12 protein-coding genes are annotated in these 13,146 nt (G+C 48.5%); 3 read left to right on the top strand and 9 right to left on the bottom strand.

Annotated features, from left to right (window positions below):
* Positions 1–7 precede the first annotated feature (7 nt).
* Both ACO0LF_RS15595 and ACO0LF_RS15590 read right to left on the bottom strand, forming a co-directional pair.
* Complete coding sequence (locus tag ACO0LF_RS15595; protein ID WP_423015489.1) at positions 8–907, bottom strand: LysR family transcriptional regulator; 900 nt, start codon at positions 905–907, stop codon at positions 8–10.
* Between the two features lie 85 nt (positions 908–992).
* Positions 993–1,226, bottom strand: a complete 234-nt coding sequence (locus ACO0LF_RS15590) for a TIGR04438 family Trp-rich protein (protein WP_423015487.1) — start codon at positions 1,224–1,226, stop codon at positions 993–995.
* A gap of 360 nt (positions 1,227–1,586) precedes the next feature.
* Here ACO0LF_RS15590 and ACO0LF_RS15585 point away from each other — a divergent pair, with 360 nt between their 5' ends.
* On the top strand, positions 1,587–1,895 hold the full coding sequence (locus ACO0LF_RS15585) for a c-type cytochrome (RefSeq protein WP_423015485.1): 309 nt from the start codon (positions 1,587–1,589) through the stop codon (positions 1,893–1,895).
* Positions 1,896–2,021: 126 nt separating this feature from the next.
* Here the strand turns inward: ACO0LF_RS15585 and ACO0LF_RS15580 are convergent, their stop codons facing one another.
* On the bottom strand, positions 2,022–3,167 hold the full coding sequence (locus tag ACO0LF_RS15580) for a branched-chain amino acid ABC transporter substrate-binding protein (protein ID WP_423002226.1): 1,146 nt from the start codon (positions 3,165–3,167) through the stop codon (positions 2,022–2,024).
* A 145-nt stretch (positions 3,168–3,312) separates the two neighbouring features.
* On the opposite strand from ACO0LF_RS15580, the gene ACO0LF_RS15575 reads away from it, so the two are divergent.
* Positions 3,313–3,825: an Lrp/AsnC family transcriptional regulator gene (locus ACO0LF_RS15575; protein WP_423015483.1), complete on the top strand. Its 513-nt coding sequence runs from the start codon at positions 3,313–3,315 to the stop codon at positions 3,823–3,825.
* A gap of 192 nt (positions 3,826–4,017) precedes the next feature.
* Here ACO0LF_RS15575 and ACO0LF_RS15570 read toward each other — a convergent pair whose 3' ends face one another.
* The 6 genes from ACO0LF_RS15570 to folD all read right to left on the bottom strand — a co-directional run bounded on the left by ACO0LF_RS15570 (position 4,018) and on the right by folD (position 9,828).
* The gene (locus ACO0LF_RS15570) at positions 4,018–5,322 is read right to left on the bottom strand and encodes a D-amino acid dehydrogenase (RefSeq protein WP_423015481.1); all 1,305 of its coding nucleotides are present in this window, start codon (positions 5,320–5,322) and stop codon (positions 4,018–4,020) included.
* 155 nt (positions 5,323–5,477) lie between these two features.
* Positions 5,478–5,879: a hypothetical protein gene (locus ACO0LF_RS15565; RefSeq protein ID WP_423015479.1), complete on the bottom strand. Its 402-nt coding sequence runs from the start codon at positions 5,877–5,879 to the stop codon at positions 5,478–5,480.
* A 1-nt stretch (position 5,880) separates the two neighbouring features.
* A complete protein-coding gene (locus ACO0LF_RS15560; protein WP_423015477.1) occupies positions 5,881–6,300 on the bottom strand; it encodes a DNA polymerase III subunit chi in 420 nt (139 codons plus the stop codon).
* 6 nt (positions 6,301–6,306) lie between these two features.
* Entirely contained in the window at positions 6,307–6,900 is a 594-nt protein-coding gene (locus ACO0LF_RS15555; RefSeq protein ID WP_423015476.1) for a DUF4124 domain-containing protein, read from the bottom strand.
* Between the two features lie 17 nt (positions 6,901–6,917).
* Positions 6,918–8,981 carry a M3 family metallopeptidase gene (locus ACO0LF_RS15550; protein ID WP_423015474.1) on the bottom strand — a complete coding sequence of 688 codons (2,064 nt, stop codon included), beginning with the start codon at positions 8,979–8,981 and terminating at the stop codon, positions 6,918–6,920.
* 1 nt (position 8,982) lies between these two features.
* On the bottom strand, positions 8,983–9,828 hold the full coding sequence (folD, locus tag ACO0LF_RS15545) for a bifunctional methylenetetrahydrofolate dehydrogenase/methenyltetrahydrofolate cyclohydrolase FolD (RefSeq protein ID WP_423015472.1): 846 nt from the start codon (positions 9,826–9,828) through the stop codon (positions 8,983–8,985).
* A gap of 355 nt (positions 9,829–10,183) precedes the next feature.
* Between folD and ACO0LF_RS15540 the strand changes: the two genes are divergently transcribed.
* Positions 10,184–12,973 carry a TonB-dependent receptor gene (locus ACO0LF_RS15540; RefSeq protein WP_423015470.1) on the top strand — a complete coding sequence of 930 codons (2,790 nt, stop codon included), beginning with the start codon at positions 10,184–10,186 and terminating at the stop codon, positions 12,971–12,973.
* The last annotated feature ends 173 nt before the right edge of the window (positions 12,974–13,146 follow it).

The following is a 13,146-nucleotide window of genomic DNA, read 5'->3' as shown; positions in this document are numbered from 1 at the left end:
GAAATGTTTAGTTAAACAGATGGGCAAATGCGGCCAGCACGGCAGAATGATTATCCTGGCGCCATACCAGGCCTATTTCGACGGTGGCGCTTGCTTCAGGTAAATCAAAATATTGCACGCCTGGGCGCTGTAAATTTGACACGGATTGTGGCACAAGTGCGATACCCATGCCAGCAGAGACCAGACCGACGATGGTTTGCATCTGTATCGCTTCCTGGCCTATCACTGGCGTCAAGCCCGCAGCATGAAAACAACCGAGAATGGCGTCATGCAAGGCGGGTGCTATTTTGCGGGGAAACAGGATCAGCGGTAAGTCTGTGCAGTCGCTGAGACTTAACTGCTTGCGTCCTTTAACCTGGCTCTCTGGCACGGCCAGCATCAGCGGCTCAGACAAGACTTTTCTATAATTGAGCAAGCCTTGCAGTTTTTCTGGAACTGGTGGTATCAGGAAGCCGGCGTCAATCTCGGCATTTTCCAGGGCCAGTAGCTGGATGTCAGTGGTGGCTTCCCGCAGCTCTATATGTACATCGGCATGATGACGACGGAATTCCCTGAGTGCAGGTGGCAGGATGCTGTAATCGGCAATCGAAACAAAGGCCAGTGATAAATGACCACAACTACCATTGGCAGCTCTTTGCGCCAGCTTGGGCAGGGCTTGCGCCTGCTGCAGCAGGCGCCTGACTTCGGGCAGCAGTGCCTGGCCCGCAGATGACAGCGAGATATTGCGTGTGTTACGTATGAAGAGTTCCGCCCCCAGGATAGCTTCCAGCGCTTGTATCGCCTGGGAAAGGGGGGGCTGGGTCATATGCAGGCGTGTTGCTGCTTTGCCAAAATGCATTTCTTCGGCGACTGCGAGAAAATAGCGCAGCTGGCGCAATTCTAGGTTTCTTAGTTCTGGTAATGACATTGTGCAGTGTTAGCCGGGGATTGATTGCCAGTACTGCGTACCAGTCGCAGCACATCAAGCTGGATATTCAAGCGCAAGTCCTGGGCTAGCGGCGATTATTTTTCTTTTCAAAGGCGCGTTTTACCCTGGCTTTTTGAATTTTTTCAAAATGTGCATGGTCTTTGCGTTTGTCCAGACCCAGCATGCGTTCGAGAATTTCAAACCAGACAAAGGCTGCACAGGCTGCGCCGACTATCCACCACCAGGAAATTGTTGCAAATATCCAGATATCTGCGACTTTCAAGACTACCGCGATGAATAAAGGGACGATGATAAACATAAATGCTTTCTGTTCGGGTTAAGTCTTTATTGATTTGATTATAGGCGTGATTGCAAATCAGTTGGGCAAGGATGTCATGCAAGCACAAGAAGTTGAAGAAAAACATCTGGAAAGGCATTTAGAAATGGCCGCTGACCAGACATGTATCAAGCTGTTTCTTTAGTATATATTTGCATGAACAAGATGTAGAAAGGAGAAAGCAGGTGTATTTTTCTACCATCTTCTTCCAGGTCAAGGAAAATTCACGCCGATTTTAATCATTTTCGCTAATTTTACTGCAGGTCAACTCTCGTATGTGGATAAACGTTAAAATCATCAAAAGGCAGTAAAATTCATATAGTTTTTAACCTGGAGGAAGCAATGAAATATTCTTTGTTGGTAGGTGCCACGTTGGCAATCATGGTTTCAGGCTCTGCAATGGCAAATGCGGATTTGGCAAAAGCCAAAAACTGCATGGGTTGTCATGCTGTTGATAATAAGGTCGTGGGGCCTGCTTATAAGGATGTAGCGAAGAAGTATGCTGCTGATAAAACAGCGGAAGCCAAGCTGGTGCAAAAAGTGATTAAAGGCGGCACGGGTGTGTGGGGGGCGATTCCTATGCCAGCCAATGCCCAGGTCAGTGAAGCAGAGGCCAAGACTTTGGTGAAATGGATTTTGAGCTTGAAATAAGCGCTGCCTTCGCAAGGCATTCATATGTATCAAAAAAAACCTGGCAATTGCCAGGTTTTTTATTATCCAAACAAGTTATTTGTAAAGGATAGCCTGGAAATTGGCCATCCTTTCACACTTTAACTATTACTTAACAACTTGCAGCAGTTCGCGTTTACCGCCTTTGTAAGTGTACAAAGTCAGTGTACCGTCTTTGATGTCGCCTTTGTCATCAAATGCTATATCGCCTGTTACGCCTTTGTAATGGATTTTTTTCAGTTCTGGCAAATATTTCGCTGGTTCAGCAGAGCCAGCTTTTTTCATTGCTTCTACCATGACCATGACGGAATCATAGACATATGGTGCATAAATCTGGACTTCTACACCAAATTTTTTCTTGAATGCTGCTTTCCAGTCATCATTGATTTTTTTCTGTGCATCCAACACACCGCCTGCTTCAGCACAAACAACCTGGCCTTCGCCTATGCCTGTGTCAGCCAGTTTAACCAAGTCAGCTGTACAGATACCATCGCCGCCCATGAACTTGGCTGTAATGCCCAGTGCTTTCATTTGGCGCAGCATAGGACCAGCAACCGCATCCATACCGCCGAAGAAGATCACATCAGGGTTTTTAGCTTTGATAGTGGTCAGGATGGCGCTGAAATCTGTAGATTTGTCTGTTGTATGTTCTTGCACAACAACTTCTGCACCTTTGCCTTTGGCACCTTTGATAAACTCAGCAGCTACACCTTCACCGTAGGCTGTTTTGTCATCAATAACAGCGACTTTTTTCGCTTTATTGATTTGTACAGCGAAACGGCCCAGAGTACCGCCCAGTTGACCATCATTGGCCACTACACGGAACGCGCCTTTAAAGCCTTGTTGTGTGTATTTAGGATTGGTTGCAGATGGGGAGATTTGAACGATGCCAGCAGCATTGTAGATGCTCGAAGCTGGAATGGTTGTACCAGAGTTCAAGTGACCGATAACGCCGTTTACTTTCGCGTCTACCAGTTTTTGTGCTACGGTTGTGCCTTGTTTTGGATCGGCACCGTCATCTTCAGCCAGCAATTCGAATTTGGCTTTTTTACCGCCGATCATCACGCCTTTGGCGTTCAGTTCTTCGATCGCCATTTTGGCGCCGTTTTCATTGTCTTTACCCAAGTGGGCGATTGCGCCTGAGATAGGGCCAACGTGACCGATTTTTACTACCAGATCTTGAGCTGCCGCAGCACCAGCGAAAGCGAAAGCAATTGCGCCAGCCAGTGGAATCATTTTAGTTTTGAACGACATGAACATACTCCTAAGGATTAAAAAGTAGGATAACAGTACTGCATCTCTGACTTATTCAGATAACTGAACAGCAAGAAGGTACAACAGAAAAAATATTTCGCAAAGCTATTTTGTGTGGTTTTTTCTTAAAACAGACGTTTTTTATATGCCCCAATATCGCACTCTTGACAAGCTTGATCGCAAGCTTTTGAACCTCCTGCAAAAAGACAATCAAACCCCGACCCGGGTACTGGCCGACAAGCTGCATATTTCCCAGCCTACCTGCCTGCGCCGCATACGCGAACTGCGTGAGGCTGGTGTCATCAGCGCTGAAGTGGCCATGGTCGACAGCTTTGCTCTTGGCTATGGCATGCTGGCCTTTCTTGAAGTATCGCTGATCAATCAATCCGACGAATTCATGCGTGAATTTGAGGCGCGCATGAACAAGGAAGCCGAGGTCATGCAATGCTATTTTGTATCCGGAGAGTATGACTATTTCCTGGTTGTCCATATCATAGACATGGATGCCTATTACCAGTTTGTGCGGCGCGCCATTTCTGGCTCTGGCAATGTAAGGCATTTCCATTCCCGTTTTCCTATGAAGCGTGCCAAATTTACGACACGGATTGCGTTTGATGAAAAAGCCGAAGAGCTGGCTGTGCGTACCAGAGGCAAATGAACCGGCCCGTTTATCCAGTAAACGCAGGAGTAGAAAGAATGGATGACAAAAAGAACGCAAGTTGTTGCAGATAGAAATACTATCTGGCAACTTGCGTGAGGGGAAACTGTTGTCCACGTATTCCCTGCAGGAATATCTGGACTTGCTTGCAGGTCACGGCTGTGCCTCCTTGTTGGGGTAGTGCGCCTTGCTTCAGACTGGCAGCAGGGTATTTTTGTCCATTTTCCGTTCCATGCCAGTAAACGCAAAATCGACATCTGGCTGCCGACCCGAAACGATGTCTGCAATGGCGCGACCAGAGCCTGCGCCCATGGTCCAGCCCAGGGTGCCGTGTCCGGTATTCAAGTAGAGATTGCTGATGCGGGATTTGCCTATATAAGGAACATTAGACGGTGTCAATGGACGCAAGCCAGTCCAATACACAGGATTGTCGTAGTCGCAAGCGTGCGGGAATAGTTCGCGCGTGCGTCTGGTGATGGCTTCACAACGCGCAGTATTGAGTTCGCGGCCATAGCCATTGATTTCACAAGTCCCCGCAACTCTCAGTCGATTGCCCAGGCGCGATACCACAAGTTTATAGCCATCATCCGTCAGGGAAATGACAGGTGCCTGATCGGGGTTCGTAATTTGATAAGTCGCTGAATAACCTTTGCCAGGATAAATCATCAGCGAGATTCCTAAAGGTTTCAGCAAACTTTGAGAATGACTGCCCATCGCCACCACGAAGGCATCGGCGTGCAAGATTTTGTGACGACCTGCAGCATCAATGATTTCCACGCCAGTAATTTTGGCGCTGGCACCAGTGCCCTCAGTCAGCAGTCTGGTGACTGTGGTGCTGAACTGGAATTGTACGCCAGCCGCAGCAGCTTTGTCGGCCAGGCTGGTCGTGAATTGATAGACATCGCCGGACTCGTCGGTTTCGGTATAGTCACCACCGACGATTTTATTGCGTATGCTTGCCAAAGCAGGTTCTCTGCGTACCACCTCATCAGCGTCGATGGAATCACGTGGACAACCCAGGTCACGCATGAGTTTTGCGGCAGGCAGAGAAATATCGAACTCTTTTTGGTCGGTATAAAAATGCAGTATGCCTTTGCTCAGGTTGTCATACTGTATGCCAGTTTCTTCGCGCAGGCTGCGCAAAGTCAGGCGGCTGTATTCTGAAATGGCAACAATCTGGCGGATATTTTCTGCAGTGCGGCCTGGCGTGCATTCACGCAGGAAACTCAAGCCCCACAACCATTGCAGCCATTCTGCACGTGGACGAAACAATAGTGGTGCATCTTCTTTGCCCAGCCATTTCAAGACCTTCATCGGTGCGGATGGATTTGCCCAGGGTTCTGCGTGAGAGACAGAAATCTGACCGCCATTGGCAAAACTGGTTTCTTGTGCAGCACCAGGCTGGCGATCAATGACGATGACCTCGTGCCCCTGTTTTTTTAAAAACCATGCGGAAGAAGTGCCGACTATGCCTGAGCCGAGAACGATGACTTTCATGGGGTAAATCTCCTGTTTTTCATCTTGTATGTGATGAGGGAGATTGTAGAAATACTTTGCTTTCTCAGGTAATCAGAAATGCCTTCTCTATTTTTATTTTTAAACGAAATTATATTTTTTGTGTTTAAAAATAAAAATATTTTTAATTATTTTGATTATTTTGACGTCTTTGCCTTGGTGATTTCCTGGCTCACTGCGCGGGTGATGACTTCTTCCAGGGTTTTATGCAAGCCTGAGCGTATCTCAGTCGACAAATTCGCCACTGCGATTTGCAAGACATCAGCCAGGTTATCCCTGATTCTGTGCTCAAGCACGAAATCTATTCGTGTCAACACCTGACGTAATACGTTTTCTCTCAGGCTTTGTTCCAGCGCTTGCCAGTCTTCTTCTACTTTGCCGGGATAATTGATACTGATACCATCATTCTCCATAGGTACAGTGTCCATCGGGCTGGCTGGTTTGGAGGGCGCGGCTGGTTTGTTGGTCGGGGTAAGCAGCTCTTCCGGTTTGATGACTTCTGTCAAGATGGGAATGCTGGCATCGATTTGATTATTCATTTTATTTCGCCACGGAGTGGGTAAGGGCATAGCCTTGTTGCTGATAAAGACGATAACGTTCACGCCCGGCCAGTTTGTCAGCCTCATCCGCAGAAATGACTTCTATCATGCGCTGAAATTGCGCGAAATTGGCTGGCATTGCAGCAGTCAGATTGATCAATAATTCATAATGCGGGCAGGCGGCACGCTCATCATGTGTGAGAATGATGGGTGTGATGGCAGACAGGGGATCGCTCAGCATGACATGTGGCAGGAAGTCAGCTTCGGCGAGTGTCCACAAGGCTTCATTGAGTTGCTGCAAGTAGGCGCGATCCTGGTGATACACCACCATCTTGCAATTGGCCGCATGGGCTTTGCGTATCAGGCGGCAAGTGTAGTTGAACTTGTCCGCCACATTGCTATGAAAATCGATGCGTGTCATGCTGGCTTAAAATTTAAAACCATTGTCAGGTTTCTTTGGTGCTTCTGGAGCCGGCGTGGCTGGTTCTGCCTCTTTTGGTGGTGGCGGTGGCGAAGCTGGTTCTGCTGCTGGATAGCGATAATCCTTGGGCAGTTTATTGGTAGATGGGTAGCCTGCTTTATCCAGCGCATCTTTCCACTGATCTGAGCTATAACCACGGAACTTGACGTTGGCAATGACCAGCAAAGGCATTTGTATATCGCCACTGACTTGCTTGAGTTTTTCCTGGTCCGCTGCCGTATTCACGGTTTTTTCTGAAAATGGTACACCGGCAGTTTTCAATAAATTGCGCCCGTCATTGCATGGAGTGCATCCAGTTGCTGTGTAGAGGGTCACAGGGTTCTTGGCGACCACCAAAGCAAGTTCCGGCGGGAAATTATTATTCTCCGCAATGCCAGGCAGTTTTTTCTTTTCCACCTGTTTTTGGTTGGCTGGCGGCTGATCACTGTAGGTGACTTTACCGTCAGGCCCCACCGATTTATATAATTGCGCCTGTGCCGTCATCGCCACGAAGGCGGTGGATAATAAGCCGCAGGCCAGGATCTTTTTATTGAATTTCATGATTTTCTCCTCGATACTCAGGCACTCATGCCATTGTGACGCAATAAGGCGTCAATGCGTGGTTCACGACCACGGAAAGCCTTGAACGAAGCCAGGGCAGGGCGGGAACCACCAGCTTCCAGGACTTCGGTCTGAAACTTCTCGCCTATTGCACGCGACAAGGTGCTACCCGATACAGTCGCATGTTCTTCAAAGGCCGCATAGGCATCGGCAGACAAGACCTCCGCCCACTTGTAACTATAATAACCTGCCGCATAGCCACCAGAAAAGATATGGCTGAAAGAATGCTGGAAACGATTGAATTCTGGTGGCTGCATGACTGCAACCTCGGCGCGCACTGCCTTGACGATGTCTTGCACGCTTTGCGTGCCATTCGGTTCAAAGGCATCATGCAAACGCATGTCAAACAGGGAGAACTCAACCTGGCGCAGAGTTTGCAAACCAGACTGGAAATTTTTAGCTGCAATCATCTTGTCATACAGCGCGCGAGGCAGTGCTGCACCGGTATCAACATGCGCAGTCATATGTTGCAACACATCCCATTCCCAGCAAAAATTTTCCATGAATTGCGAAGGCAATTCAACTGCATCCCATTCAACGCCAGAAATACCGGACACTGACAAATCATCTACCTTGGTCAGTAAATGGTGCAGGCCATGGCCAAACTCATGGAACAGGGTAATCACTTCATCATGGCTGAACAGGGCAGGTTTTGCCACACCGTTCATGGTCACAGGAGCACTGAAATTACAAGTCAGATAGGCGACTGGTGTTTGCACGCCATGCGCAGTCAATCTGCGGCCACGGGCATCATCCATCCAGGCACCGCCGCGCTTGCCATTACGGGCATACAGGTCGAGGTAAAACTGGCCGACCAATGCGCCATTTTTTTCAAGTCGGTAAAACTTCACATCCTTATGCCAGGCTGTGGCCTGGTCAGGTTTGATGTCGACAGCAAACAGGGTCTGGATGACACGGAACAAACCGTCAATGACTTTATGTTCAGGGAAATACTCTTTCACTTCCTGTTCAGAAAAAGCATAGCGTTGCTGGCGCAATTTTTCGGATGCATAGGTAGTATCCCAGGCTTGCATGTCGCTGATGCCGAGCTCATCGGCAGCAAAAGCGCGCAATTCGGCCAGGTCTTTTTCTGCATAAGGGCGGGCACGTTTTGCCAGGTCTTCCAGAAATTGATTGACCTGGGCTGGGGACTCCGCCATTTTGCTGACCAGGGATACTTCTGCGAAATTTTGATAACCCAACAAGCCAGCTTCTTCTTTACGCAGACGCAAAAGCTCCGCCATGATGTCGCTGTTATCCCATTCGGTTTTTGCCCCCAGTTCAGAGGCTTTAGTTGCATTCGCGCGGTAAATCGTTTCGCGAATCTGACGGTTTTCTGCGTATTGCAACAGCGGGAAATAGGAAGGGAAGTGCAGGGTAAATTTATAGCCAGTTTTGTCGTCAGCTTCTACTGCGGATTTAGCGGCCTGCAAGACGTCTTCAGGCAAACCTTTTAGCTCGGCAGCATCTTCTATGAACAGGCCATAGTCATTGGTTGCGTCCAGCAGATTTTCAGAGAATTTGGTCGACAAGGCGGCCTGTTTTTCCTGGATTTCGGCATAGCGCAACTTCTTGTCTTCGGCGAGTTCTGCACCGCTGAGACGGAAATCGCGAATGGCATTCTGGATGATGGTTTTCCTGGCCTGCGGCAGGCTGGCAAATTCGGGCGCCTGTTGCAGGGCTTTATAGCCTGCAAATAAAGCCAGGTTTTGTCCCAGCTCTGTCCAGAACTCCGTGATGGCCGGCTGGTTTTCATTGTAGGCAGCACGCATTTCTGGCGTATCAACTACGGCATTGAGGTGACCGACTATGCTCCATGCCCGCCCCAGTTTTTCTGTGACATTGTCCAGCGGCTCTACGAACTGATCCCAGGTGACTGGGCCAGTGTTTTTTTCCAGTGTCGCTATTACGGCCCGGTTTTCTTCCAGCAAGGCAGTAATGGCCGGGCTGACGTGTGTGGCCTGGATATCTGAAAAACGCGGTAAATCGCTGAAGTCGAGCAAAGGATTGTCTGTGGTCATATTAAATTCTTTCTGCAGCTTCTATGGTGTTGACCAGTAGCATGGTGATGGTCATAGGACCGACACCGCCAGGTACTGGCGTAATATAACCCGCGACTTCCTTGCTTGGCAGATAATCAACGTCGCCGCAGAGCTTACCTTCATCATCGCGATTCATGCCCACGTCGATGACTACGGCACCGGGTTTGATCATGTCTGCCGTGACGATATTGCGCTTGCCTGTCGCCACCACCAGGATGTCTGCATTGCGCGTATGCGCAGCCAGATCACGGGTCTTGGAATTACAGATGGTGACTGTGGCACCCGCTTGCAAGAGCAACATGGCCTGCGGTTTGCCGACAATATTTGAGGCACCAACCACGACGGCATTGGCACCACGCACCGGATAGTCTATCGACTCCAGCATTTTCATCACGCCATAAGGTGTGCAGGGGCGGAAGAGTGGCTGGCCTGTCATCAAAAGACCAGCATTGCTGATGTGGAAACCATCAACATCCTTTTCTGCGGCAATGGCTTCTATGACCTTGTTAGCATTGATGTGAGCAGGCAAGGGTAGTTGCACCAGTATGCCGTTGATTTTTGCATCATTGTTCAGCCGGGCGATATGCTCAAGCAGGGCCTGTTCTGTCAAATTTGCATCATATTTTTCCAAAACTGAGTAAAAACCACAGTCTTCGCAAGCCTTGACCTTATTGCGTACGTACACCTGCGAGGCCGGATTTTCACCAACCAGAATGACTGCCAGACCTGGTTGCTTGCCTTGGGCTGTCAATTTAGCCGCACGCTCAGTGACATCGGCGCGTATTTGTTGAGAGAGTTGGGTTCCGCTGATAATTTGGGCAGTCATGTTCGGCTTAGTGAGTGATGAGAGTGATGGATAGCCAGGATTATAAATGATGCGTGCACCATGGCTAAGAACTGCTGGTGAGTTAACGGTTTTCTGCAGAATTTCTTAATGGAAATAGTTGCCTTATTCCAATAATGCAAGGATTTTAGCATTACTCTTGTGTAAATAATTTCCTTTGTTTGGTTATGGATTTGCTGTCATTTGTTGTTTTCTGTCCCCATTCCATGACTTGTGATTGACTTCAAATTTCAAGAATGGCTTCATAACAGCTGTGAAAATTAATTTTCAAAGTCTTTTTCATAATGGCGCATATGCTGCAAAGCAATACTAAAGATAATTCAAAGGAGAGAGAGATATGTTGAAGGAAAAAGTAATTTCAAGATCCCTGCGCATCATGTTTTCAGGGGGCTTGATGGTGACTGCGGGTATGTTGGCTCAGCCGGCATTCGCGCAGGACGACGCCAAAGTCCAAAGGGTGGAAGTAACAGGTACCAGTATCAAACGTGCTGAAGCTGAAACTGCATCCCCCATACAAATCATCAGCCGCGCTGATATCGATAAAGCGGGCAAGACTACTGTTGCTGAATATCTGCAAACTTTGACCTCCGATGGTGCTGGTTCTTTGCCTACCAGCTTTGGTAACGGTTTTGCTGCTGGTTCTACCGCAATTTCCCTGCGTGGCCTGGGTGCTACATCTACTCTGGTTTTGCTGAATGGCCGCCGCATGGCGCAGTTCGGTCGTGCAGATGACGGACAAAAAGCATTTACGGATATCTCCACTATCCCTATGGAAGTGGTTGATCGTATCGAAATCCTGAAAGATGGTGCTTCCTCCATCTATGGTGCAGACGCGATTGCCGGTGTTGTCAACATCATCCTGAAAAAGAATTATGAAGGCGTGACTGTCAGTGCCTCTGCTGGTACATCAGGTTCCCGTGATGCAAATCAGGCAAAAGCTTCGATTACTGCCGGTTTTGGTAATCTGGAAAAAGACAAATACAACATCATTCTCAATGCTGAGGCTTACAAGTCCAACGAGTTGATGAATAGCCAGCGCTCTGACCGTGACTGGATAGGTACTGGCGACTGGCGCCGTTGGGGCTACCCAATGAATACGGTTGGGTCATTCACCAACGGTTACATTGCTGGCAATAACAGTGCATCCCCAAGCCCTACAGGTTCCTTGCGTGATCCAAAAACGCTGAACTATGTGTCTTTGCCTGGTTGCTCCTCGCTGTCCGCGACAAAAGTGCAGGACCCAGGTGGCGGTTGCCTTTGGTATGCAGATCAGTTCCGTACCATGTTGCCACAAATTGATGGTGTAAACCTGTTTGCGCGCGGTACCTGGCAGTTGAATGACGATTTGCAAGCCTATGCGGAATTTGGATATTCTCAACGTAAGGCTGCGTTTACCGTAACGCCACCGTCAACGTCTGCTAACGTGTTCTTCCCTCCCACGTCAACCAATTTGACCGGTAACATCAACTATGGCAACACCATTTTGATGTCGGCTTCGCATCCGCAAAACCCGTATGGCGCTGATGTGCGTCTCCGTTACTCCATGTTTGACGTCGGCCCAAACCGTCGTATTGCTGACAACTCTTTCTATCGTGCAGTTGTAGGTTTGAAGGGGACTATGGCAGGCTGGGATTTCGATACTGCAATCCTGCATTCTGAATCCAAGTTGCACCTGGATTACACCAACATGATCAATATGAAAGTGTTGAAAGCTGCACTGGGCGATCCTAAGAGCCCGTATTTCCCATACTATATAGGCGCGCAGGCTGGAAAAAACCCTGCTTCCCTGTATGCAGCGATGGTGACGACAGCAACACTGGATGCGCCAACCAAAATGGACATCGTCGACTTCAAGGCTTCTCGTGAATTGGTAGCTTTGCCTGGCGGTATGATGGGTCTGGCTGTAGGTGCTGAGTACCGCAGAGAGTCATATAACATGCCATCTCTGAATGGTAGTATCGACGGTAGCATCAACAGCAGCTATGTTGCTGCCAAAGGTGATGAAACAGTTTCTGCTATCTATGCTGAGGTCCTGGCACCGGTTATCAAATCTGTAGAATTGTCAGGCGCGCTGCGTTACGACAAATACTCTCACTTCTCCTCTGTAACGCCTAAAGTAGGTGCGAAATGGACGCCAGTGAAGACCTTTGCTCTGCGCGGCACTTACTCTGAAGGCTTCCGTGCTCCTAGTGCTCCAGAATCCGGCACAGAAAGCTTCAGCGCAGGTACTGCTTCAGTCCGTGATCCTATTCGTTGTCCGAACGGCACAGCATTGCCAGGTGCTCAAGCATCAGATTGTGCAACAACTTTCACTGGCGCCAAGGTTGGTAATCCTGATCTGCAACCTGAAAAATCCAAAGGCTACACTCTGGGTATGGTATGGGATCCATTGCCAGATACCAGCATGGCTGTCGATGGCTGGTTGATTCGTCGCAACAATGAAATCAACTCCATGTCCTTCCAAACGGCGGCTTCTTTGCCAGGCGTGTTGCGTCAGGATAATAACCTGACCATCAATGGTGTGGTAACGCCAGGTACAGGTACTATCATCGGTGGTCCGGCTCCATATGCAAACTCTAGCTACACTGAAGTCAAGGGTGTGGATTTCAACGCGAAACAGCGTTTCAACCTGGGTGAATACGGCAAGCTGAATGCTGACTTGAACTGGACACACGTGATTTCCTGGTTGCGTGTTGACGGTGCAGTTCAACATCAATATGCCGGTACTCATGGTAACTGCGATACATCCAATTGCGTAGGTACACCAAAAGACAAAGTCAACTTTGTGCTGGGTTGGGATAAAGGCGCATGGAACGTAACTGGCGTAGTCAGCTACCGTGGTTCCCTGAAAAACATTCCTGAAGAGGGTCAGCCTTGCGCGAATAAGTTTGCTGATGGCACTGAAGCTCCAGCAGGTTGCTCACTGGCATCCTTCACTACCCTGGATATGTCTTTCCGCTACAAGGCAATGAAGAACCTGGAAATTTTTGGTTCTATCGCCAACTTGTTTGACAAAGTTGCACCACTGGATCCTTTGACTTACGGTTCCATGGGTTTCAACCCTATGGACGGTAGTGGCGCAGTTGGCCGTTACTTCAAACTTGGTTTGAAATATCAATTCAAATAATAAGTAGTTGTCATAAGTTTTACGCTGATTAGGGCGATTGAGAGGGCGATGATTTATTCATCGCCCTTTTTTATTGCTCGCGGAAAAACCAGAATTATTCATCTTTAGAGGGAAAACTTGGTAAAGACACAGTATTTCCAAGCAAAATTCATGCTAGTGCGGTTTTGAGCCGA

Source organism: Undibacterium sp. Di27W (assembly GCF_049340345.1).
Taxonomy (GTDB): domain Bacteria; phylum Pseudomonadota; class Gammaproteobacteria; order Burkholderiales; family Burkholderiaceae_D; genus Undibacterium.
Note: the sequence above shows the minus strand (reverse complement) of the source record. Positions and strands in the feature narration are given on the sequence as shown.

What these genes read in the sequence shown, in the direction of transcription:
- ACO0LF_RS15585 (WP_423015485.1), top strand. Translation starts at nt 1,587, where the DNA reads ATGAAATATTCTTTGTTGGTAGGTGCCACGTTGGCAATCATGGTTTCA.
- ACO0LF_RS15550 (WP_423015474.1), bottom strand. Translation starts at nt 8,981, where the DNA reads ATGACCACAGACAATCCTTTGCTCGACTTCAGCGATTTACCGCGTTTT.
- ACO0LF_RS15575 (WP_423015483.1), top strand. Translation starts at nt 3,313, where the DNA reads ATGCCCCAATATCGCACTCTTGACAAGCTTGATCGCAAGCTTTTGAAC.
- ACO0LF_RS15540 (WP_423015470.1), top strand. Translation starts at nt 10,184, where the DNA reads ATGTTGAAGGAAAAAGTAATTTCAAGATCCCTGCGCATCATGTTTTCA.
- ACO0LF_RS15560 (WP_423015477.1), bottom strand. Translation starts at nt 6,300, where the DNA reads ATGACACGCATCGATTTTCATAGCAATGTGGCGGACAAGTTCAACTAC.
- folD (WP_423015472.1), bottom strand. Translation starts at nt 9,828, where the DNA reads ATGACTGCCCAAATTATCAGCGGAACCCAACTCTCTCAACAAATACGC.
- ACO0LF_RS15570 (WP_423015481.1), bottom strand. Translation starts at nt 5,322, where the DNA reads ATGAAAGTCATCGTTCTCGGCTCAGGCATAGTCGGCACTTCTTCCGCA.
- ACO0LF_RS15565 (WP_423015479.1), bottom strand. Translation starts at nt 5,879, where the DNA reads ATGAATAATCAAATCGATGCCAGCATTCCCATCTTGACAGAAGTCATC.
- ACO0LF_RS15595 (WP_423015489.1), bottom strand. Translation starts at nt 907, where the DNA reads ATGTCATTACCAGAACTAAGAAACCTAGAATTGCGCCAGCTGCGCTAT.
- ACO0LF_RS15580 (WP_423002226.1), bottom strand. Translation starts at nt 3,167, where the DNA reads ATGTCGTTCAAAACTAAAATGATTCCACTGGCTGGCGCAATTGCTTTC.
- ACO0LF_RS15555 (WP_423015476.1), bottom strand. Translation starts at nt 6,900, where the DNA reads ATGAAATTCAATAAAAAGATCCTGGCCTGCGGCTTATTATCCACCGCC.
- ACO0LF_RS15590 (WP_423015487.1), bottom strand. Translation starts at nt 1,226, where the DNA reads ATGTTTATCATCGTCCCTTTATTCATCGCGGTAGTCTTGAAAGTCGCA.